This is a genomic window from Pseudoclavibacter sp. Z016 (genome assembly GCF_002931215.1).
Lineage (GTDB): Bacteria > Actinomycetota > Actinomycetes > Actinomycetales > Microbacteriaceae > Pseudoclavibacter.
In genome coordinates this window covers 17,744-39,154 of the sequence record NZ_PSTU01000018.1, presented here as the reverse complement: position 1 = coordinate 39,154, position 21,411 = coordinate 17,744, and the positions used below count along the sequence as shown (strand labels likewise).

Annotated in this window: 15 protein-coding genes; 8 read left to right on the top strand and 7 right to left on the bottom strand. The window is 70.4% G+C overall.

Features of this window, described 5'->3' with window-relative positions:
• The first annotated feature begins 15 nt into the window (after nt 1–15).
• The 8 genes from fabZ to C5B99_RS16925 are packed head-to-tail and all read left to right on the top strand — an operon-like array spanning nt 16 to nt 8,344.
• The gene (fabZ, locus tag C5B99_RS16960; protein ID WP_374953450.1) at nt 16–420 is read left to right on the top strand and encodes a 3-hydroxyacyl-ACP dehydratase FabZ; all 405 of its coding nucleotides are present in this window, start codon (nt 16–18) and stop codon (nt 418–420) included.
• Nucleotides 417–1,082: an ABC transporter ATP-binding protein gene (locus C5B99_RS16955; protein WP_104244255.1), complete on the top strand. Its 666-nt coding sequence runs from the start codon at nt 417–419 to the stop codon at nt 1,080–1,082. Before fabZ ends, C5B99_RS16955 begins: the two co-directional genes overlap by 4 nt.
• Entirely contained in the window at nt 1,079–1,795 is a 717-nt protein-coding gene (locus C5B99_RS16950) for a flavodoxin family protein (RefSeq protein WP_181065046.1), read from the top strand. The genes C5B99_RS16955 and C5B99_RS16950 overlap by 4 nt, the downstream gene beginning before the upstream one ends.
• Nucleotides 1,779–3,065: an ABC transporter permease gene (locus tag C5B99_RS16945; protein WP_104244251.1), complete on the top strand. Its 1,287-nt coding sequence runs from the start codon at nt 1,779–1,781 to the stop codon at nt 3,063–3,065. Before C5B99_RS16950 ends, C5B99_RS16945 begins: the two co-directional genes overlap by 17 nt.
• Entirely contained in the window at nt 3,062–4,537 is a 1,476-nt protein-coding gene (locus C5B99_RS16940) for a carotenoid oxygenase family protein (protein ID WP_104244249.1), read from the top strand. The genes C5B99_RS16945 and C5B99_RS16940 overlap by 4 nt, the downstream gene beginning before the upstream one ends.
• Nucleotides 4,528–5,427 carry an ABC transporter ATP-binding protein gene (locus tag C5B99_RS16935; protein ID WP_104244247.1) on the top strand — a complete coding sequence of 300 codons (900 nt, stop codon included), beginning with the start codon at nt 4,528–4,530 and terminating at the stop codon, nt 5,425–5,427. Before C5B99_RS16940 ends, C5B99_RS16935 begins: the two co-directional genes overlap by 10 nt.
• Nucleotides 5,424–6,302, top strand: a complete 879-nt coding sequence (locus C5B99_RS16930) for an ABC transporter permease (protein WP_104244245.1) — start codon at nt 5,424–5,426, stop codon at nt 6,300–6,302. The genes C5B99_RS16935 and C5B99_RS16930 overlap by 4 nt, the downstream gene beginning before the upstream one ends.
• Complete coding sequence (locus C5B99_RS16925) at nt 6,299–8,344, top strand: GNAT family N-acetyltransferase (RefSeq protein ID WP_104244243.1); 2,046 nt, start codon at nt 6,299–6,301, stop codon at nt 8,342–8,344. Before C5B99_RS16930 ends, C5B99_RS16925 begins: the two co-directional genes overlap by 4 nt.
• A 19-nt stretch (nt 8,345–8,363) precedes the next feature.
• Here the strand turns inward: C5B99_RS16925 and C5B99_RS16920 are convergent, their stop codons facing one another.
• The 7 genes from C5B99_RS16920 to C5B99_RS16890 all read right to left on the bottom strand — a co-directional run bounded on the left by C5B99_RS16920 (nt 8,364) and on the right by C5B99_RS16890 (nt 21,239).
• Entirely contained in the window at nt 8,364–9,413 is a 1,050-nt protein-coding gene (locus tag C5B99_RS16920) for a lipoate--protein ligase family protein (RefSeq protein WP_104244241.1), read from the bottom strand.
• Between the two features lie 485 nt (nt 9,414–9,898).
• Entirely contained in the window at nt 9,899–10,864 is a 966-nt protein-coding gene (locus C5B99_RS16915; RefSeq protein WP_104244239.1) for an alpha/beta fold hydrolase, read from the bottom strand.
• 2 nt (nt 10,865–10,866) lie between these two features.
• Nucleotides 10,867–11,715, bottom strand: a complete 849-nt coding sequence (locus tag C5B99_RS16910; protein ID WP_104244237.1) for a transglutaminase family protein — start codon at nt 11,713–11,715, stop codon at nt 10,867–10,869.
• Nucleotides 11,712–12,653, bottom strand: coding sequence for an alpha-E domain-containing protein (locus tag C5B99_RS16905; protein ID WP_104244235.1), 942 nt, complete (start codon nt 12,651–12,653; stop codon nt 11,712–11,714). The genes C5B99_RS16910 and C5B99_RS16905 overlap by 4 nt, the downstream gene beginning before the upstream one ends.
• Nucleotides 12,647–14,437 (bottom strand): circularly permuted type 2 ATP-grasp protein, encoded by a 1,791-nt coding sequence (locus tag C5B99_RS16900; protein ID WP_104244233.1) that lies wholly within the window; start codon nt 14,435–14,437, stop codon nt 12,647–12,649. The genes C5B99_RS16905 and C5B99_RS16900 overlap by 7 nt, the downstream gene beginning before the upstream one ends.
• Nucleotides 14,438–14,834: 397 nt before the next feature.
• Entirely contained in the window at nt 14,835–16,232 is a 1,398-nt protein-coding gene (locus tag C5B99_RS16895) for an FAD-binding oxidoreductase (RefSeq protein ID WP_104244231.1), read from the bottom strand.
• A gap of 555 nt (nt 16,233–16,787) precedes the next feature.
• Nucleotides 16,788–21,239 carry a proline dehydrogenase family protein gene (locus C5B99_RS16890; protein ID WP_104244229.1) on the bottom strand — a complete coding sequence of 1,484 codons (4,452 nt, stop codon included), beginning with the start codon at nt 21,237–21,239 and terminating at the stop codon, nt 16,788–16,790.
• Between the last annotated feature and the right edge of the window lie 172 nt (nt 21,240–21,411).

The following is a 21,411-nucleotide window of genomic DNA, read 5'->3' as shown; positions in this document are numbered from 1 at the left end:
ACCACGCGCGACCTCATGGCGCGGCTCCCCCACCGGTACCCGTTCCTCCTGCTCGACAGGATCGAGGAGCTCGATCCCGGAACCTCGGTTCGCGCGATCAAGAACGTCACGGTCAACGAGCCGCACTTCGCGGGCCACTTCCCAGGGAACCCGATCATGCCCGGAGTCCTGATCCTCGAGGCGATGGCCCAGGCAGGAGGCCAGCTGTTCGACATCGGGGATCGGCTCTGCGTCCTCGCCCGGATCGACACCGTCCGCTTCCGGAACTCCGTGGTCCCCGGCGACCGACTCATCCTCGACGCACGGGCGATCGCGACGCTCGCCTCCATGGGGAAGGTCGAGGCGACCGCGACCGTCGACGACCGCATCGTCGCGAGCGCCGACATCACCTACAGCTTCCTCGAAGGACGTACCGCATGATCACGACGCATGACCTGACCAAGACCTACGGCGAGGGCACGAGCGAGGTGCGCGCGAACCGCGGCATCTCCCTCGAGATCGCGGCCGGCGAGTTCGTCGTGCTCGCGGGCCCCTCCGGATCGGGCAAGACCACCCTGCTCAACCTCATCGGAGGACTCGACACGGCGACCTCGGGCTCGGTCACGGTCAACGGCGCTGAGCTGACCCGCCTCTCGCCTCGCGAGCTCTCCGACTTCCGCCGCGATCAGATCGGCTACGTGTTCCAGAAGTCGAACCTCGTCGGCTCCCTCTCCGTCTACGAGAACGCCGTCCTGCAGCTCCGGGTCCAGGGCCGGCTCACGCGAGGAGCGGCGGCCAGGACCCGCGAGCTGCTCGCCGCAGTCGGCCTCGGCGACAAGCTCACGGCGCTTCCACGGCAGCTGTCGGGAGGCCAGCAGCAGCGCGCGGCGATCATCCGCGCCGTCACCAGCGGAACCGCGGTGGTCGTCGCGGACGAGCCGACGGCGAGCCTCGACGGGCGCAACGCTGACGGGGTCCTCGACCTCCTGCGCCTGCTCAACGAACGGGACGGCACGACGATCGTCGTCTCATCCCACGACGACCGAGTCCTGGCAGCGGGGAGACGCATCGTGCACCTCGTCGATGGGCGGCTCGCGGCGTGAAGATCCTCGCCATCCACTCCAGCCCGCGGCCGAGGAACCTCAGCCACACGGCGGTGATGCTCGAAGCCTCCCGCTCCTACCTCGCCGAGCGGCGCCCTGCCTGGCGGTACGAGGAGACCGCGCTGTGGAACCTGGACATCACGACGTGCGACGGCAACGGCCGCTGCTTCCGTCGAGATGGATGCACGTTCGTCGACGACGCGGAGACCCTGATCGACGCGATGCTCGCCGCGGACGGCGTCATCCTCGCGAGCCCGAACTACTGCGCGAACGTCAACTCGACGATGATGCGCTTCATCGAGCGGACGACGCGCCTGAGCCACCGGCAGCTCCTCGCGGGCAAGGGGGCGCTGGCGATGTCCACATCCGCGAGTCCGTTCGATGCCCCGTACGCGGCCGAGTACCTCAGGCGAGTGCTCGGGAGCTACGGTGCCAGCGTCGTCGACGTCTGCAACATCGGCAGCCCCATGATCGTGTTCGACTACGGCGAGACTGCGGCGGGCGAGGCCATGCGGGCATCGCTCGACGCCTTCATCTCGGCCGTCGAATCGCCGAGCGAGCACGTGCCAGAAGAGACCTTCGGCGTCGACATCCGGAGATCGCTTCGCGAGCATCCGGAGGTCGCGAAGCGGCTCTTCCGCAGCGACGAGCGGTACTTCGCCGAGCAGGACCGAACGACGAAGGAGAGGGCGACGGATGACGCGAGCCACTGACCCAGAGCCTGCCGAGCGCCCCGGATCGCCGGGGAGGCGCGAGACGCGAGAGCGGAGCGCGAGCCTCGACCTGCGCTACAAGCTCCACATGGCGGTGTCCATGATCCGCGCGAACCCACGCAACGCCCGGACGTTCACGAGCGTCTCCGTCGCGACCTTCGGACTGCTGCTCTCGTTCGCGGCGATCACCGCGATGGGCACCGTGATGACGCAGTCGGCCAGCGACATCATCAGCGGCGACGTCTCCGCGTTCGCAGACGGGTACGAGTACTCGATGCTCAACCCGGAGTCCGACGTCGTCACCTACATTCCGGACGCGGAGTCCACGGTGCAGCGAGTCGCGGGCGCCGAGGGTGTCGAGCAGGTGCGGCCGCGCCTCACGGCCGGCGCGAGCATGACGGCCGAGGCACAGGATGCCGGGGTTGTCCTCGTCGGCTCGGACGTCGCCGCGGAAGGCTACGAGATCGTCGCAGGGCAGGCGCCCGCGGGCGCCGCGCAGATCTGCATCAACATCGCGCAGCGGGACGAGCTCGGCATCGACATCGGCACGAGCGTGCTCCTCTCGGTCGCCGGCGCGCCCGTCGATGCCGGTCCCGTCACCGCCGACGTCGTCTGCGTGTACGACAACAGCCGATTCGGGCTCTTCCGCTCCAGCTCCGTGATCATGGACATCGCCGGCATGCAGGAGATCCTGGACCGGCCAGACGCCATCACGCAGATGCTCATCACCCTCGACCCGGGTGTGGACCCCGCGACAGCGGCGGCCTCCCTCGGCCCTGACGCTCCTGGGCTGCAGTTCCTCACGTCGAAGGAGACGGCCGGGCTGATCTTCACGGTCCTCGCCGCGCAGCAGGCGATCATGTGGGCGCTCGTGATCGTCGCGGCGCTCATCTGCGCGGTCCTCATCGGCAACGTCGTCGGGTTCTCCCTGCGTCGCGACCGACGCGAACTCGCGACGATGCGGACGATGGGCTTCAGCGCGAGAGACCTCGAGACGGTGTACGCCATGCAGGTCCTGCTCATCGGGCTCGGGATGGTGACCATCGGCACTGTCGCGGCCATCGTCGCCGTCGCGATCGCAGGCGCCGTCGGCATCCCGATCGGAGAGGGACAGCAGCTGTTCGGGGGCGACACGCTCCGACCCTCACTGAAGGCCTCGGACGTCCTGCTCACCGGAGCACTCATGATCGCCGCGCAGCAGGCGGCGAACGCGCTCGCCGCCCGGAAGCTGCTCTCCCGCTCACCGGTGCAGATGGCGGAAGCCGCATGAGGAACACGGGTGCTCGCTCCCCGTTCCGGAAGGGGTCGTTCGCCCCGGTCGCCGAGGAGGTGACCGCCTTCGATCTGGCGGTGACCGGATCCATCCCGACCGACCTCGACGGCCGGTACCTCCGCAACGGGCCCAATCCGATCGGCGTCGAGCACGCGAGGTTCCACTACTTCCTCGGCGCCGGCATGATCCACGGCGTGCGCCTCAGGGACGGCCGCGCCGAGTGGTACCGCAACCGCTGGGTCCGGCAGAGCCCCGTCACGCGAACGCTCGGCGAACCCCGACGCGCGTACGCGGTGCTCGGCGGCGTCGACACTGCCTCGAACATCAACGTCGTCGGGCACGCTGGCAGGATCCTGTCCCTCGGCGAAGGCGGGACGCTCCCGTTCGAGCTCGACGCGAGCCTCGAGACGGTGGGCCCGCACGACTTCGACGGTACGCTGCGGGCCGGCCTGTCCGCGCATCCCAAGACGGACCCGGAAACCGGTGACCTCCATACGGTCGGCTACTTCTCCGGGTCGCCCTCCGTCGAGTACTGCGTCGTGTCCGCGCGCGGTCAGCTGGTCCGCTCGCAGTCGATCGAGCTGCCCACGGCCACGATGATGCACGACTTCGCGCTCACGAGCGAGCACGTGATCCTCTTCGACCTGCCCGCCAAGTTCAGCGCGCTGGCCGCCGCCGCCGGAGACCCCTTCCCGTTCAGATGGAGCTCGGCGGCGAACGCGCGCCTCGGCGTCCTGTCCCGAGGCGACGAGCGCGCAGACGTGACGTGGTTCGACATCGACCCCGTCTGGATCTACCACACGGTCAACGCCTTCGAGGCGGACAACGTCATCACCCTCGACGCCATCACGCACCCCTCCATGTTCGCCACGCGTCGCGGTTCCATCGAAGGCCACGGCACCCCGTCGCTGGAGCGATTCACGCTCGACCTCACCCGCGGAACCGTGGTCCGGCGTCGACTCGACGACACCCCGCAGGAGTTCCCGCGCATCGACGACCGCCGCTCCGGCCGCCGGAACCGCTTCGCCTACACGTCAAGCGCCGGCGAGCTCGTCGCGACCTGGCGGACCGGGCCGAGAGAGCTCGACGACGTCCCAGACTCGCAGTTCGACAACGTGCTGTTCAAACACGACCTGGACCGCGGCTCCGCGCAGGCGCGGCGGCTCGGCACGGATGCGGCAGTCGGCGAGGCGATCTTCGTCGCGCGAGCCGGGAGTACCGAGGAGGACGACGGCTACCTGCTCTGCTACGTCCACAACCCGCAGCGGAACGCCAGCGACCTCCTGATCCTGAGCGCTCAGGACTTCGGCGGCGACGAGCTCGCGCGCATCCACCTCCCCGCGCGGATCCCGCTGGGGCTGCACGGCAGCTGGATCCCCGCCCACGACGACGGCCCGCAGGCGGGGCCGGACCGCCGAGAGCATCACACGGCCATGGCGCGAAGCACGAAGGAGAACTGGTGTCGGTAGAGGTCGAGAGACTCAGCAAGACGTACGGCGAGCTCGTCGCAGTGGACGAGCTGTCGCTCTCCGTCCCCGGAGGCTCGGTCTTCGCCTTCCTCGGGGAGAACGGCGCGGGCAAGTCCACGACCATCGGGTGCATCACGACGACGCTCACGCCCACCTCGGGCACGATCACCGTCAACGGCTTCGACGTGCAGACGGAAGCGCAGCGGGTGAAGCGCACCATCGGAGCCGTCTTCCAGTCGTCCCTGCTCGACCCCCTCCTGACCGTGCGGGAGAACCTCGAGATCCGGGCGGGCTTCTACGGTCTCAGCAAGCAGGAGACCAGAACCCGCACGGCCGAGCTCGCAGGCCTCGTCGGCATCGAGCCCATCCTGGACCGACGGTACGGCCCGCTCTCCGGCGGGCAGCGGCGCCGGGCGGACATCGCGCGGGCACTCATGCACCGACCGACCGTGCTGTTCCTCGACGAACCCACCGCCGGACTCGACCCGCAGTCGCGAGAGCTCATCTGGTCGACGATCCACGACATCCGCCGAGACCAGGGCACCACCATCTTCCTCACCACCCACTACATGGAGGAGACGGAGAACGCCGACGAGGTGTGCGTCATCGACAAGGGGCGGATCGTCGCCGCAGGCACACCGGCTCAGCTTCGCGCCCAGTTCAGCTCGAGCGTGCTGACGCTCCGCCTCGACGACCCCGCGGAAGCCCTCCGCCTCTGCGCGGCCTCCGGCATCGACGTGCGCCGAGAGGGCGACGACCTCCGGGTCACCGTCTCGTCGTCGACGGAGGCGCTCGACCTCCTGCGTCGCCTCCGAGTCCGAGACTTCGAGTTCCGACACGGCACCATGGACGACGTCTTCCTCGCCCTCCTCAAGGGGGTCGCCGCATGAGCAGCATCTGGCTCCTCACGGGACGCAACCTCCGTCTGTTCTTCCGAGACCGGATCGGCGTCTTCTTCTCGCTGCTGTCCGCGATCATCCTGATCGCGCTCTACGCGCTCTTCCTCGGCGGACTGCAGGTCGGCATCCTCCGCACCACGTTCCCGCAGGCCGCCGACGCCGACGTGCGCTGGTTCGTCGACTCGTGGGTCTTCGCGGGCATCACGATGATCACCACCCTCACGACCGCCATCGCCGGACTCGGCGTCTTCGTCGACGACAACGTCACCGGTCGCTTCCGGGACTTCATGGTGTCGCCCCTCCGACGCTCCCAGGTGGTGCTGGGCTACCTCATCGCAGGATTCATCATCTCCGTGATCATGACCACGGTCATCATCGTGATCGGCCAGCTCTACCTGCTCACGCAGGGGCACCCGCCCCTGACACCGGGCAACCTCGGGACGACCTTCGCCTTCGTCCTCCTCTCGAGCGCGACCTTCTCAGGTCTCGGCGCCTTCATCGTCACCTTCCTGAAGACGGCCGGCGCCTTCACCGCGGTGTCCACCGTCATCGGGTCGCTCATCGGGTTCTTCTCCGGCGCGTACGTGCCAGCCGGCACGCTCCCGGCCGGAGTCGTCACGATGATCAACACGCTGCCGTTCGCCCAGGCCGCCATGCTCATCCGGCGTCCGTACACCGAGCAGGCAGCCAGCGCCCTGGCCGGCGGCGACCAAGCCGCGCTCGACGGGCTCCGGGACTTCTACGGGATGACCACGAGCGTCGGCACGCTCGAGCTGACCGCGAGCATCGCGAGCCTCGCCCTCGCCGCCGTCTTCGCGCTCTTCCTTGGCCTCGGCGTGTGGCGCCTCTCCGCGAAGATCCGATGACCACCAGGATCAGACCCTTCGACGCCGCGTCGGACGCAGAGCGGGTCGCCCGCTTCATCAACGACCACGGGAGCGGGCCCGTCGTGACGGGACTGCCGCTGGACGGCGCATCCCTGCTCGCGAGCATCCAGGAGACCGGGGTGCGCCTCCTCCTCGTCGCGGAGAGCCGAGACACGATCGTCGGCACCCTCGGCTACGCGCGCATGTCCGGACGCCGGGTGGCGCCAGAAGACCACCTCTTCGCCGTCATGTTCGTCGTCGAGCGCACCCTGCGAGGCGGCTTCCTCGTCGGCGAGCTGTTCACCGAGTCCTTCCGACGCTTCCCCTCGCTCGGCCTGCGCACACTGCGGCTCGAGGTCGACCCCGCCAACCAGCGAGCGTTCCCGCTCTACGTGCGCGTCGGCTTCCGCAACGTCTCCTCCCCGAGGCCGGACGAAGACGGCTACCTGGAACTCGTGAACCACCTCCCTGGGATCTCGTCGGCCCTGGTCCCCGGAGAGGCCGGCCTCGTGGGCCCGAGCGCGCCGGGCTCCGAGACACGATCGCTGCGGGAGGCTCGGGCGGAGTCGCTCACCGGCGGTGTCCGCATCGACGGAGCCGGGCGGACCGTCATCGACTACAGACTGCGCATCGGCACGAGCCGGATCGAGGCGGTCGTGGACGGCCAGACGGGCGAACTCGTCTCCGGGAGGGTCGACGGCGACCCAGCCGAGATTCCGGATGCGGAACTCGCCCCTCCCTCCCGAGCCGTGCATCCGCCGCTTCGCCACGAGCTCGGCGGGTTCAGCGCCGAGCTGGACGTCGAGACGGGCGCCCTGACCGTTCGACACAGGGACCGGCTCGGCCCGCTGCTCGTCGATGCGTTCCCCGTCTGCGGCGACACCCCGGCAGGCGTGCGGCGACCGGCGGTCACGCGGGTGAGCGTCAGCCAGCACGGCGGCACCTGGACCACCACCTCGGAGCACCTCACCCGCGTCGTCAGCTTCCGGCGCGGGAGCATCGAGCTCACCGTCACGCAGAACTGCGGCCACCTCCTCACCGCCTCCCCCTGGAGCGGGTTCCGCGACGCCGAGCTGACCATCGCGGCGCGCGGACGCGACAAGCGCTCGGCCCACGTCGTGCGCGGGATCTGGCCTCCCGAGGCCACCGACTTCGAACCCGCCGTCGGCGCTGCCCACACGTACGAAGCGCTCGGGATGCGAGCGAGCTGGCACGAGAAGCACAGCGAAATCGGCATCGACGTGACCGGGCTCACCTCGGGCGCCTGGCGAGTCGAAGGACCGCACCTGGCCCGAATCAGCGGGCACGGCACGATCGCCTACCGCATCGAGCTCCGCGACGGGCAGCAGACGCGCATGCCCATGGCGGCGCAGACGCCGACGCCGACGCCTCTGTCTCGGCCTCGGCGGCTATGGACGCGAGCCGCACACGAGGCCGGCGTCCTCACTCCCGCGAGCGGCCTCGACGTGTCAGCCGCGACGGGCCTCCACGCATGGCGGCACCGCGGCATCCACGTGCTGGACTCCTCCCAGCCACGCAGTCGCTCCATCGGGCCCCTCTACCGCCTGCCAGCAGCAGCCTGGGTCGCGAGCCTCCGCGACCGGACGACGCCAGACCACGGCGTCGAGTGGGCGCCGCACGACGCCAGCTTCACCCTCGACGGTGCCAGCGCAGGCGAACGACGCTGGGGCGTTCAGCCGAACGCCGACTTCTCAGCGATCGACATCTCCCTGAGCGATCCGACAGGAGCACCCGGCACCGACGAGCTCGCAGTCTTCGTCTTCGTGCCGGCGACCGCCCAGCACATCGACCTCGGCGACGGGCCGGACGCGAAGCGCCTGAGCATCGCGGGGCCGCCATGGCGCACCTGGACGCGGGCGTTCCGGTTCCCGACCCCAGCCGGCGACGTGCTGGTCGAGCCCAGGGACGGGGACCACACGGAGGTGCTCCTCCGGGCCGGACCGGCCGGTGTGCTCGCGACATGCCTCGCGCGCCCAGCCGGCGAGGAACGTCACGCCCGCTGGCGCCTCACCCTCCTCTGACGAGGAACGCTCCCGCAGGCTACGGAACCCGGTGCGTCCACTCCCGCGAAGCGAACTTCGACTGCGCCAGCTCGCGCGCACGCGCCAGCTCGTCCTCGGTGAGCTCACCCGGCGTGCCGCCGTAATGCTCCACGAACGTCTGCTTGAAATGGTCGATGATCGCCGAACGCTCGAGTCCCGTCTGCGAGCGGAGCGGACTCACCCGCTTGTTCGCGGACTGCGTGCCCTTGTCGCTCAGCTTCTCCCGGCCGATGCGCAGCACCTCCGTCATGCGGTCGCCGTCGATGTCGTAGCTGAGCGTCGCGTGGTGCAGCACCGCACCCGAGCCGAGCCGCTTCTGCGCCGCCCCGCCGATCTTCCCCGACGGGCTCGCGATGTCGTTGAGCGGCTCGTACCTCGCGTTGATGCCCAGGCCGTGCAGCGCATCCAGCACCCACGAGTCAAGGAACGCGTACGACTCCGCGAACGACATGCCATGCACCAGATCGCTCGGCACGTACAGCGAGTACGTCACCACCGAACCGGCCTCCATGAACATGGCCCCGCCGCCCGTGATGCGCCGCACCAGCTGCACCCCGTACTTGTCGAGGTTCTTCTGGTCGACCTCGTTCTTCACCGACTGGAACGAGCCGAGCACGACCGCCGTCTCATCCCACTCCCACAGCCGCAGCGTCGCCGGCCGACGACCGGCGCCGACCTCCTCCGTCAGCACCTGGTCGAGCGCGACGTGCTCGCGGGGCGACAGGGGGCCCGGATGCAGGATCTGCCAGTCGTACGCGCGCCAGTCCCTGGCGCCGAGGACGGCACGGCGCACGACCACGCCGACCGCCTCCGGCGTGACGCCGAGCAGTGTCGCGTCCTCCCGCAGGCCGTCCCGAACCGCCGCCGAGATGTCCTCCGCCGACGAATCGGCGGCGAGCCCCCGCAGTGCGCTGTTGATGTCGTCGAGCGCCTCATCGGGCTCGAGGAAGAAATCGCCGGCGAGGTGCGGATCGACGATGCGACCGCCCTCCACCTCGAGGTCGACTGTGACGAGCTTCCCGCCAGGAACCTTGTACTCACCGTGCATGAGAGCACTCTACGGCGCTCCGCTCGCACCTGCCCTCCGCCCGCCGCCGCCACCGTCGTCGCCACCGCCACCGCCACCTCCCGCCTCCCGCCTCCGCCACACCGAATAGGTCGGTTTCACCCCATCGCAGCCCCCAAAACGGGGGAAAAACGCCCCATCCGCGCACACACCAACCACCGCCTGCCCCCTCCCGCCTCCGCCACACCGAATAGGTCAGTCTCACCCCATCGAAGCCCCGAAAACGGGGCGAAAACGCCCCATCCGCGCACACCCGGCCGCCGCATGCCTCCTCCCGCCACCGCCATCGCGCCATCTCCGCACCACCACCAAATGGGTCGGTTTAGCCCCTCCGCGGCCCGGAAGACGGGGCGAAAACGCCCCATTTGGCGGTGGGGCGGGCGGGCGGATGCGCAGGCGCGCGCGAGCAAGCGCGCGCGAGCAGGCGGGCGGGCGGATGCGCCGGCGCGCGGGCAGGCCGCGCGGGGTCAGGCGGGGAGCGGGATGCGGGTGTCCAGCCACGCGACGATGTCGGCGATGACCTCGTCGCGGTTCAGCTCGTTGAGGAGCTCGTGGCGCGCCTCCGGGTAGATCCTCAGCGTCACATCGCTCAGCTTCGACCGCTTCCGGTACAGCCGCGCGAGCGCGCGTGGCCCCCGCTCGCCGTATCCGATCGAATCCTCCGACCCGGCCATGATCAGCACCGGGACGTCGTCGAGCTTACCGGAGGCGGCCCGAGGCGGAATGTGCGCCAGCTGCAGCGCACCCCGCGCCGACCACACGGGCATCTTCGCGATGTCGAAGCACAGCTCGTCGTACGCGAACGCGCGGCGAGCATCCGGGTTGCGGCTCAACCAGAGCAGGCCGGTCTCGTCCGGCTCGAAGCGCTTGTTCAGATTCCCGGCGTTGATGAAGCCCGGCACCGCGAGCGTCGTCCCGGTCAGGATGCACGCGGAGAAGAACGCCGAGTCGTGGGCGAGCAGCTGCTGCGCGAGCAGCGAACCCCACGAATGCCCCTGCAGGATGAGCGGCAGCTTCGGGTACCGGTCCCGCACCCACGCGGAGATGTCCTCGAGCGCCTCGAGCGCGGCCCGATTCTCGGTCGTGGGAAGCACCGACAGCCCGTGCGCGCCGAGGCCCGTCTGCCCGTGGCCGAGGTGATCGTGCGCGACGACCGCGTAGCCGGCCGCGACCAGATCGCGCGCGTACGCGTCGTAGCGCATCGCGTGCTCGCCCGAGCCGTGCGACAGGTGGATGACGCCTCGCGGCGACTCGCAGGCCCACTCGTAGACGTGCACGTCGATGCCATGACCGACCGGCACGACGAACGAGGCCGGCGCGCCGGACGGGTCGGGCTTCGGGGAGGCTGGGCCGCGCGCATCCGCCCGCCCCTGCGAGCCGCCGTGCGACCCGCCGGCGGAACCGCCCTGCGAACCCGTGCCCGACCCCGTCATTGCTACGCCTCTCGAGTGATGTCGACCTTCACGAACAGCTGCGAGGAGAACGGGCCCGCGTACACGCCGCGCAGCGGAGGCACGTCGTTGTAGTCGCGGCCACGGCCCACGAGCACGTGGCGCTCGCCGATCGGGATGTCGTTGGTGGGGTCCCAGCCGCGCCACTCGCCGTCCCAGTACTCGATCCATGCGTGGGACTCGCCGCTGACCGTCTCGCCGATCTCGGCGTTCGGCCGCGGGTGCAGGTAGCCGGAGACATAGATCGCCGGGATTCCCGCCGCACGGAGCGCACCGAGTGCGATGTGCGAGATGTCCTGGCACACGCCGCGCTTGTGCTCCCACGCCTCGGCCGCCGTCGTGCGGACACCCGTCACGCCGCCCTCGTAGGCGACCGCCTCGTACACGAGGTGGAGGATCTCCATCGCGGTGGACGCGGGTCCGGCGTTGGCGCCCTTCACCTCAGCGGCGAGCGCCTTCACGTCGTCGGGCGGCATCGTGAGTCGCGTCTGCGCGGTCTGCTCCACGAGCTCGACGCTGCGCAGCCGCTCGCGGGCGAGCTCATCCCAGCTGAGCGACAGCTGACCCGCCTCGGGCCGCTGGCGCACCTCGACGAGGCTCGACGCGGTCAGCGACAGCTCCGAGTGCGGGTTGAGCACCTCGAACGCCGTCACCTTCGTGCCCCAGTAGTCGGAGTAGTTGTGCGTCGACGAATGCGGCGTGACATCGAGGTGCCCGAACAGCACGAACTGGCCGTTGTTGGCCATCGGCAGCATGCGGGCCTCGTTGTATGAGGTCGTGACGTCGCCCTCGTACCGGAAACCGGTGGAGTGGCGGATGCGGATGCGGCTCATGAGTTGTCTCCCACCCAGCTCGGTGCCGTGATCGACGGGAAGTAGCGCTGACGGATCGCCTCGGAAGCCCGGGAGACCGCGTCCTGCACACCATCCATGTAGCGGGGCAGGTCGGCCAGCGTGTCGTGGATGGGGCGGTACTCGAGGTCAGAGGAGATCTGCCCGAGGAGCCGCTGGGCCTGGTCGGTGACGCCGACGCGGCCACCGCGCTCGTGGCGCGGCTGGATGTCGTAGAGGCTCGAGAGGGCCGTCGACACCGAGTACTGGATCGACCGCGGGAACAGGCGGTCGAGCAGCAGGAACTCCGCGGCGTTGGCCGCCGACGGCATGCCGTGGTACGTGCGCAGGTACGACTCGTACGCACCGCACGAGCGGAGGATCGTCGTCCACGACGCCCCGGAGGCCTCGGTGAGCGAACGCGTCGCGAGCAGCCGCGCCGTCATGTCGGCACGCTCCAGGGAACGCCCCAGCATCATGAACTGGTATGCGTCGTCACGGCTCGCCGCCGAGTTCACGACACCGACCGCGAGCGCCGAACGCTCGCGAACCCACGCGAACAGGTCGTGCACCTTCTCCTGCCGCACGCTGAACGGCATGCGCGAGTAGGTGGCGTTGAGGCACTCCCACAGCTCCGTCGACACGATCTCGCGAGCACGGCGAGCGTTCTCGCGGGCCGCGTTCACCGAGTAGGCGATGGATGCGGGCTGCGAGCGGTCGACCGCGAGGAGGTTCAGGACGTCCGAGCGGGTGAGCTCCGTGTCGGGGTGCACATCCGCCGCCCCCATGACGCTGAGGAGCGAGCGGCAGGCCGTCGCCTCATCGACCCACGGGTCTTCGAGGAGCAGCTGCAGGTGCACGTCCAGGATGCGGGCGGTGCCGTCGGCACGCTCCACATAGCGGCCGATCCAGAAGAGCGACTCGGCGATACGGCTCAGCATGCGTCCGTTCCCTTCGGGTTCTTGCCGGCGGATGCGGCTGCCGGCGACGCTTCAGCGCGCGCCTGCTGCTGTTGCTGCACCTGCTCTGACTGTGAATGCGAGTGCGACTGGGCTTGCGGCTGACGGCCCTGCGTCTGCTGCTGCACCTGCTGCTGGTCGCCGCGCTTCGGGGCGTCCTGCGGCATGTGGTCCTGGCGGTGCGGGATGACGCGCAGCACGCCCGTCACGGGGTGCGGCGTCTCCGACACGTCGGCCTGGTCGTCGAGGAGCTCCTCGACGCCGTGCGGCTGCGGCTTGGAGAAGCTCCGCTCGGCGCCGACCACCCACGTGTCCTTCGACCCGCCGCCCTGGCTGGAGTTCACGACCAGCTGTCCCTCCGGGAGGGCGACGCGAGTGAGGCCACCCGGCAGCACCCACACGTCGTGGCCGTCGTTGATGGCGAACGGGCGCAGGTCCGCGTGGCGCGGCCGCATCCCGTCGTCGACGAGCGTCGGGATGGTCGAGAGCTGCACGACGGGCTGCGCGATCCAGCCGCGCGGGTCGGCGAGCAGCCGCACCCGCATCTCGTCGAGCTCCGTCTTCGAGGCGCTCGGCCCGATCATGAGGCCCTTGCCGCCCGAGCCGTCGACCGGCTTCACGACGAGTTCGTCGAGGCGGTCGAGCACCTCCTCGAGCGCGTCCGGCTCCTCGAGGCGCCACGTGTCGACGTTCGGCAGGATCGCCTCCTCCGACAGGTAGTAGCGGATGAGGTCGGGCATGTACGTGTACACGAGCTTGTCGTCGGCGACGCCGTTGCCGACCGCGTTCGCGATCGTGACGTTGCCGAGGCGCGCCGCCATCATGAGGCCGGGCGAGCCGAGCATCGAGTCGCGGCGGAACTGCAGCGGGTCGAGGTAGTCGTCGTCGACGCGGCGGTAGATGACGTCGACGCGCTGCGGGCCGGCCGTGGTGCGCATCCACACCCGACCGCCCGAGCAGAACAGGTCGCGGCCCTCGACGAGCTCGACGCCCATGAGGCGCGCGAGCAGCGTGTGCTCGAAGTACGCGGAGTTGTAGACGCCGGGGGTGAGGACGACGACCGTCGGGTCCTCGATGCCGTCTGGGGCGGAGGCCCGAAGCGCCCCGAGGAGGCGGTTCGGGTAGTCGCCGACCGGGCGGACGCGCATGCGCGAGAACAGCTCAGGGAGCGTCTGCGCCATGGCGCGGCGGTTCGAGATGACGTAGGAGACGCCGGACGGGACGCGCACGTTGTCTTCGAGTACGCGCATCTCGCCGTGCTCGTCGCGGATCAGGTCGATGCCCGACACGTGGATGCGCACGCCGTTGGCCGTGCGGATGCCCTTCGCGACCCGGTGGTAGTGCACCGAGGAGGCGATGAGGCTCGCGGGGATGACGCCGTCCGCGATGGCCCGCTGGTCGCCGTACACGTCGTCGAGGAACGCCTCGAGGGCACGGACGCGCTGCTTGATGCCGGCTTCCGTCTTCTGCCACTCGGCGCGCTCGATGACGCGCGGGACCACGTCGAGCGGGAACGGGCGCTCCTCGCCGGCGAAGTCGAACGTGACGCCCTGGGCGAGGTACGAGTCGGCGAGCGAGTCGGAGCGGTGCCGGATCTGCTCCTGCGTCATCCCCGAGAGGACGTCGTAGAGATCTCGGTATGTGCGCCGCGGATCGAGCTCGCCCTCTGGCGCCTCCCCCATGAACATCTCGTCGAATGGCGGCGACAGCGCCGCTTGGGATTGCCTGGTCAGAGCCTGGCTGTAGCCGTCGAAGAGGTCACCCATGCCCCGAGACTAGTGGACGCAATGTGACGCGCTTGTTTCGCGGAGCGCTCGCCTGGACGGCACGCCCGGGGTCCCGCAGAATTTCCCGTCAATCGAGGAGTTTCCTGGGGTGGCGCGCGTCCAGCTTGCGTGATCGTTCCGGCCGAGACCGCCTCCCGAAGCGGCGAAGCGGCCAATCATCACGGATGTTGGCCAGGGCAAGGCGGGCCGGGCGTCCGGGCGCGGACGGGTGGCGTCCGCCTGCCGCACGCATCCTCCCGTTCGACGCGGCGTTTCAGGGTGGGTTCCACGCCTGCAGATGGCTTGCATCCCATCCCGAAGCGTGGAACTCATCTCGAAACCTGACCGCGTGGGCTGCAGAGCCGCAGACGTGCGCGGCCGGGCGGCGCGCTGCCCGCTACTCGGCGAAGACCTTGCCAGGGTTCAGGAGCCCCTTCGGGTCGAAGAGGCCCTTGATGCCGCGCTGCAGCTCATACTGACGCTCGCCGAGCTCCGCACCGAGCCACTGCCGCTTGAGCACACCGACCCCGTGCTCGCCCGTGAGGGTTCCGCCGATCGAGATGGCGTACGTGAACAGCTCGTCGGCCGCATCCCACACCGCCTGCGGGACGACAGGCTCCGCCCGGTCGTAGATGAACGTCGGATGCAGGTTCCCGTCGCCCGCATGCGCGACCGTGACGATCGTCGTCCCGGTGCGGGCGGCGACCTCGTCGATCTTCGCGAACATGTCTGGCAGCCGGTCTCTCGGCACGGAGACGTCCTCCACGAGCACCTGCCCGAGCGCCTCCTTCGCGGCGTACGCCTGCCGCCGAACATCCACGAGCGTGAGCGCCGACTGCGGGTCCGTCGTCATCTCCGCCGCTCCGCCGCTGGCGCGCAGCACCTCGACGATGCCCTCCGCCTCCGCCACCGCGTTCGCCCCATCCGTCTGGATGAGCAGGTACGAGTCGCCGTGAGACGCGAGGTCGACACCCGTGTACGCCGAGACAGCGCGAAGCACGCCCCCGTCCATGAGCTCCATGATGGCCGGCTGGATACCAGACGCGGTGACCGCCGCGGAGGCGCGGGCCGCGCTCCCCACGTCGGGGAAGTACGCGCCGATCGTCGGGACGACCCCATCGACCAGCGGACGCAGCTTGAGCGTGCACTCGACGATCACGCCGAGCGTGCCCTCCGAACCGACCATGAGCGCGCACAGGTCGAGGCCCGTGACCCCCTTGACCGTGCGGTGGCCGACGTCGATGACCGAGCCGTCGATGAGCACGACCTTGAGACCGAGTACCGCCTCGCGAGTCACCCCGTACTTCGCGCACAGCAGCCCGCCAGCGTTCGTCGCGATGTTGCCGCCGACCGACGAGATGTGCTTCGACGCCGGGTCCGGCGCCCACCAGAAGCCGTGCCCCTCGAGCTCCTCGTTGAGAGCGCCGTTGAGGATGCCCGGCTGCACGACGGCCAGCTGGTTCGCCGCCGAGATCTCAAGGACCCGGTTCATGCGCAGCGTCGACAGCACGATCTCGCCAGCGCCGCCCGCGCCCCCGCCAGCGAGGCCGGTTCCGGCCCCGCGCGTGACGATGGGCACCCCGAACTCGCTCGCGATGCGGCACACGGCCTGCACATCCGCGACGGACTCCGCCTCGACCAGCGCCACCGGTACGCCAGCGGCGACGACACCAGAACGATCGACGCGCAGCGGCTCGAGCGCCGCCGGGTCCGTCACCACCCGTCCCGGCAGCTCACGGTGCAGAGATTCGAGTGCGTGCAGGGTGTTTGGCGCTCCGGCGACATCGGCAGACATGCGCCCGATCGTAGGCGAAGCGGATGCACCCTCGCGAGCCGCGCATCCCGCCGCCACGCGCAGCAGCTACCCCGCGCAGCGTCGCCTCCGCTGACCGGCGCTGCGCAGCTTCACGGCGCACTGCCAAGTCCGGAAGCGGCAGCGTCGACCCCGCTGACCAACATCGGTGCAAAAGCAGCGCCCCAACCCCTCCAACTGGCTTCAAGCGCCAAAATCGCACTCATGTTGGACAGCGGTGGCGCAGACGGTCGAGCAGGACCAACAGCAGACCCACGCGGCTAGCGGCACGGCGAAGGCCGACTGTCGGCGCATCTCAGGCTCCCTCGCCGGCGCCACTGACCAACATCAGTGCAAAAACAGCGCCCCACCCCCTCCAACTGGCCTCAAACACCGAAATTGCACTCATGTTGGACAGCGGCGGCGCCGACGGTCGAGCAGGACCAACAGCGAAGCCCCGCGGACCGGAGCACCCACGCCCCGGAGTCCGCTGCGTCGCTGGGCAGCTGGGCAGCTGGGCAGCTGACCCCTGCATCGCTGCCCGCTGCGTCAGCGCGCCTACCCGCGGGACTTCGTGGGGCCCTGCGTGATGGGCGCGTCCGGATCGAACGTCTGCTCGTACGGGAAGAGCTGCTGCATGCGCAGGTCCGGATGCCCGCCGCGGTGCGCCGTGATGGAGATCGCCTGCTCGCGGAGGAACGGGAGCGCCTCGATGCGACCGGCCGGCGTGACCTCATCCGACCAGATGGAGATGTCCGGATCGCCTTCGAGGGCGTCGCAGAACTCACGCCGCTTGCCGCCGACGAGGCGCACGCGCAGCGTCTCGATGCCGCCGGCCCTCGCCCGCTCGGCGAACTCCGCATCCGTCTCTCGCCGCACCGTCAGATTCTGGGCCTGCAGTTCGGCGAGCACCGCATCTGGCACCTCGATGCCGGAGGTGATGAGCGGCTTCGAACGCACGATGCGAGCCGCGACGACGGTGCGGATGAGGTCGGCGAGCGTCGCGTCCTCGGCGGCACGGATCGTGGCCTGCACCGGGATGTACCGCATGAGGTTGCGCTCGAACCCCAGATTCGAGACGTCGGAGACCTCCCCGAACTCCTCGTTGAAGGCGATCTGGTCGCTCAGCGAGGCACGGCGCAGGCGGTCGAAGGTCTCGTAGTCCATGAAGGGAGCCGCCGACTCGATGAGGGCCGTCGCCTGCTCGTCGATGCCCCTCAGGTGCAGCGTCTGCGACTGCTCGCCGTGGTTCGGACGCCACGTGCCGAGGGAGAGCAGCGAGTTGGGGCCGCCGAACTTCGTCGCCGTGCCGACCATGGAGCGCAGCCAACCGCCGAACGGCTGACGCTGGGGAGTGTTGCCGAGGATGTCGCGGTTCACGTAGAGGTTGCCGGCCTCCACTCGCCGCAGCCACTCGGCGATCTCCGTCCGGTCGAGCGAGTGGATGCCCGCCGTCAGCCCGTACTGGGTCGAGTTCTGCAGGCGGATCGCCTCGTCGAGCGTGAGCGTGTGCATGACGCTCAGGACAGGACCGAAGAACTCGGTGACGTGCTGGTAGCTCCCTGGCTTCACGCCGGCGCGGATGCCGGGCGACCACAGGCGCCCGGTGTCGTCGAGCTGCCTCGGCTCGACGAGCCACGACTCTCCCTCGCCGAGGGAGCTGAGCGCGAAGCGCAGCTGCGAGTCCGGCGGGGACACGAGGGGGCCGACGACGGCGCCGGGGTCGCTCGGGTAGCCGATGCGCAGGGAGGCGACGGCGTCGGCGAGCTGCTCGTGGAAGCGCTTCGAGCGGGCCACGGAGCCGACGAGGATGACGGTGCCCGCATGCCCCGGGCGCTGTCCCGCGCTGAGGAACGCGCTGCGTGCGACGTCGAGCGCGGCCCGGTCGAGGTCGGCGCTCGGCGTGATGATCATGGAGTTCTTGCCGCTCGTCGCGGCGATGAGCGGCAGGTCGGGACGCCAGCGCAGGAACGAGCGGGCCGTCTCCCAGTTGCCGCTGAGCAGCACACGCTGCACGCGGTCGTCGGTGATGAGCATCTGCCCGAGCTGCTCGTCGGAGAGGAGGCTCTCGTCGCAGATCGCGAGCTGCACGAGGTCGCGCGGGATGTCCGCGTCCCACAGCACCTCCGCGAAGACCGCCGCCGTGCGGCGCGTTCGAGGCGACGGCTTCAGCACGACCGCGCTGCCGGCGGCGAGCGCCTGCGCCGTGTGGCCTGCGCTGCCTGCGACTGCCGGGACCCAGGAGGGCGTGACGACGGTCACCGCGACGGGTTCGAAGTCGGCCCCCTGCATGCGGTCGAGCTGGCGTGCGAGGTGCGCGTAGTAGTTCGCGAGGTCGACGCAGCGGCTCACGTCGGCGTCGACGTCGGGCAGCGGGGTCCCCGTCTCGGAGACGGCCACCTCGATGAGTCGCGCCCGGTTCGCTTCGAGGGCCTTCGCCACCTTCTCGAGCACCGCTGCCCGCTCCCAGCCCGGCTTCTGTGCCCACGGCTCGGCCGCACGCTCTGCCCGCGAGAGCAGCGCATCCACGTCGCCCGGCTCGTGCAGCAGGTGCCGTTCGACCTCGTCGATGCCGAGTTCGCTGCGCGGCACGCGGCGCTGGATGGAGAGGAGCCACTCGCGGTTGCTGGCGAGCGAAGGGTCGGTGCCCGGCGCGTTCCTGAACGTGTTGCGCAGCAGCCTGCCGCGCTTCAGGCCGAGCACCACCTCGGTGAGGCGGGGGCTCGGCCCGGTGTCGGCAGGGTTCTCGGTGACTTCTTCCTCGTCGTCGATGACGGGCTTCGAGGCTGGCTTCAGCTTCTTCACTCGCGCGGGCCGTTCGGCCGCTGGCTCCTCGTCCTCGAAGAGGCCCTCGGGGAAGAGCTCGAGCTGGATGCTGGCCGTGACGGTCGCGGCGTCGTCCGCGAGCACGCGGTCCTGCTCGCGGTTGGGCCCGGAATCGATCTGCCGCATGCGCGCCGTCGCGCTGAGCAGGCGTTCGTCGTCGGGATGCACGGCGTCGGCCGGGAGGCCGGCAGGGGCAGCGGGTGCGCCCTCGGCTGGGTCTGCCCCGAGCTGCCTGGCCCGCACGTCCACCCGGTGCTGCAGATAGCTGGCCGCGTGGCGCTGCGTGCTGCCCGTGATGACGGGCGTTCGCTCGACGACCTCCACCCCTGCCGAGCGGATGCGACCGAGCGTCGCCTCGTCGCTCGATCGCGGCACGACGACGCGCACCGGCCTCGGCAGGCCTCGCGCCTTCGCGATGGCCGCGGCGAGCGCGACGTCGCGGAGTGCATCCGCCTCGACCTCGACCCTGAACGCCGCGGCGTGGTCGATGGCGAGAGCCTCGTCGAGGAGGCGCGCGAAGTTGGCGTCGACGTCGGCCTCGGACGCGTAGGTCGCGAGGCGCCAGCCGTTGATCACGGCGTCGGCGCGTTCGAGCTCGTGGTTCGCGTCTCTGGTGATGGCGACCGTGATGTCGGAGCCGAGGTCCTCGCGTCGCATGTGCGCCCACCCGCCGATGCGGCGCAGCAGGCCGGTCGTCTCGGGGAACTGCGCCGGCAGGGAGATGCCGACGTGCAGGCCGCGCAGCTCCTCCTGCTCGAAGGCGCGCATGAACGCCTGCACGGTCAGCTCGAGGTCGGCCGAGGACTGCGTGCGCAGCATGATCAGCGGCGGGGTCGGGGCAGTGAGCGCCGCGCGTCCGAGCGCGGCGAGCTTGAAGACGACCCGTTCGAGGGTGCCGTCGAAGTCCCAGAGGGCCGGCTGCGCCTCGATGTCCGCGACGCGCAGCTCGAGCTCGCGAACCTGACCAGCGGCGAGCAGCTGCGTGTAGGTCTCGAGGCTCGCGTTCGAGCCGCGCTCGCCGAGCACAGCGTCACCGAGGAGGCGGATGCGCGGCACCGCTCCCCTGGAGGCTGCGCGCTCGGTGGCGGCGGAGATCTCGGCGGGCACGTTGCGGACGGTGTCGTCGCCGAAGAACGCCGACGTGGCGCGGCGCATGAGCGGGACTGCGAGCCACGGCACGCCGGGACCCGCGAAGGCGCCGAGCTGGAACGCGCGCTTCGTGCCAGGCGAGAGGCTCGCGGGGAGCTTCGGCGCGAGGTCGCCGAGGCCGTTGCCGGCTGCGATGGCGTCGTCGGGTCGGATGACGTCGTCGATGAGGGAGCGCAGGAAGTCTGCTCCGTCTGGTCCGCTGAGCACGCGATCCAGCTCGGAGGTCGTGTCGGCGCGGCGTCTCGCCCTGGCGCTCGAGGCGGCCTCGACTGCGGCCGCGCGCTGCGCGTCGGAGGCGGCGAGCTGCTCGCGCCAGCCGCGCAGCGTCGCGAGGGCCGCGGGCAGGGCCTCCGAGACGGGCACGTCGCGGAGCTGCGTCACGACGGGCATCGCCGCGGTGGGCGGGGCGGCGTCGACCGGAGCCTTGCGCGCTGGGGCGGCTGGTTCTGCCGAGGTGGGCGGGGTCCCCGGCGCTGCGGGGCCCGCTGTTCGCGATGCGGCTCGGGACGCGTCGCTCGCGTCGCGGTCGCCCGTCGCCGTGCGCCCCTCGGCTCGCAGGGCTGCGACGATCGAGTCGTCGACGGCGACGGTGCGCTCTGCGACGGGACCAGCGGCGTCGGGACCAGCGGTGCCGGCGACACCCACGCCATCGGCACCGTCGCTCGCGGCGTCCCGGTCGCTCGAGGCCGTCCGGCCCTCTGCGCGCAGTGCACGCACGATCGAGTCATCCACCGTCACGGTCTCGTCCGGCGAGAGCTGCCCGGCGGGCGAACCGGCCCCCGGGAGCGCCGACTCGCTCGAGGCGGACACGGACGACTCGGGGTCTGCATCCGCTCCGCCGTCGCGCTTCGCGAGCACCTGCTTCACGAAATCGGCGCGCTGCACCCGCCTGGCGTCGACCTCCTCGAGTCCGCGAGCGCGGCGGTCGCCATCGCCGCGGTCGTTCGCACCGGTGCCACGGTCGTTCGCACCGGCATTCGGGGAAGTCGCGCCGTCGTGCCGTGATTCTTCACTGGGTTCCGACGGGATGCGCATGCGAACGAGCGTAACCAGCGCACCTTCGGGCCAACCCGAGCCGCGCCGCGACACGCCGCAGTGCGCCGGGCCGCGCCCATACGATCAGAGCGTTGCCGACCGAAGCGACGGTCGACGCCGCGTTGCTCAGCGTTCGTCTGCCCGTGACGGTCTCCTCAGTCAGCGTCTCCGT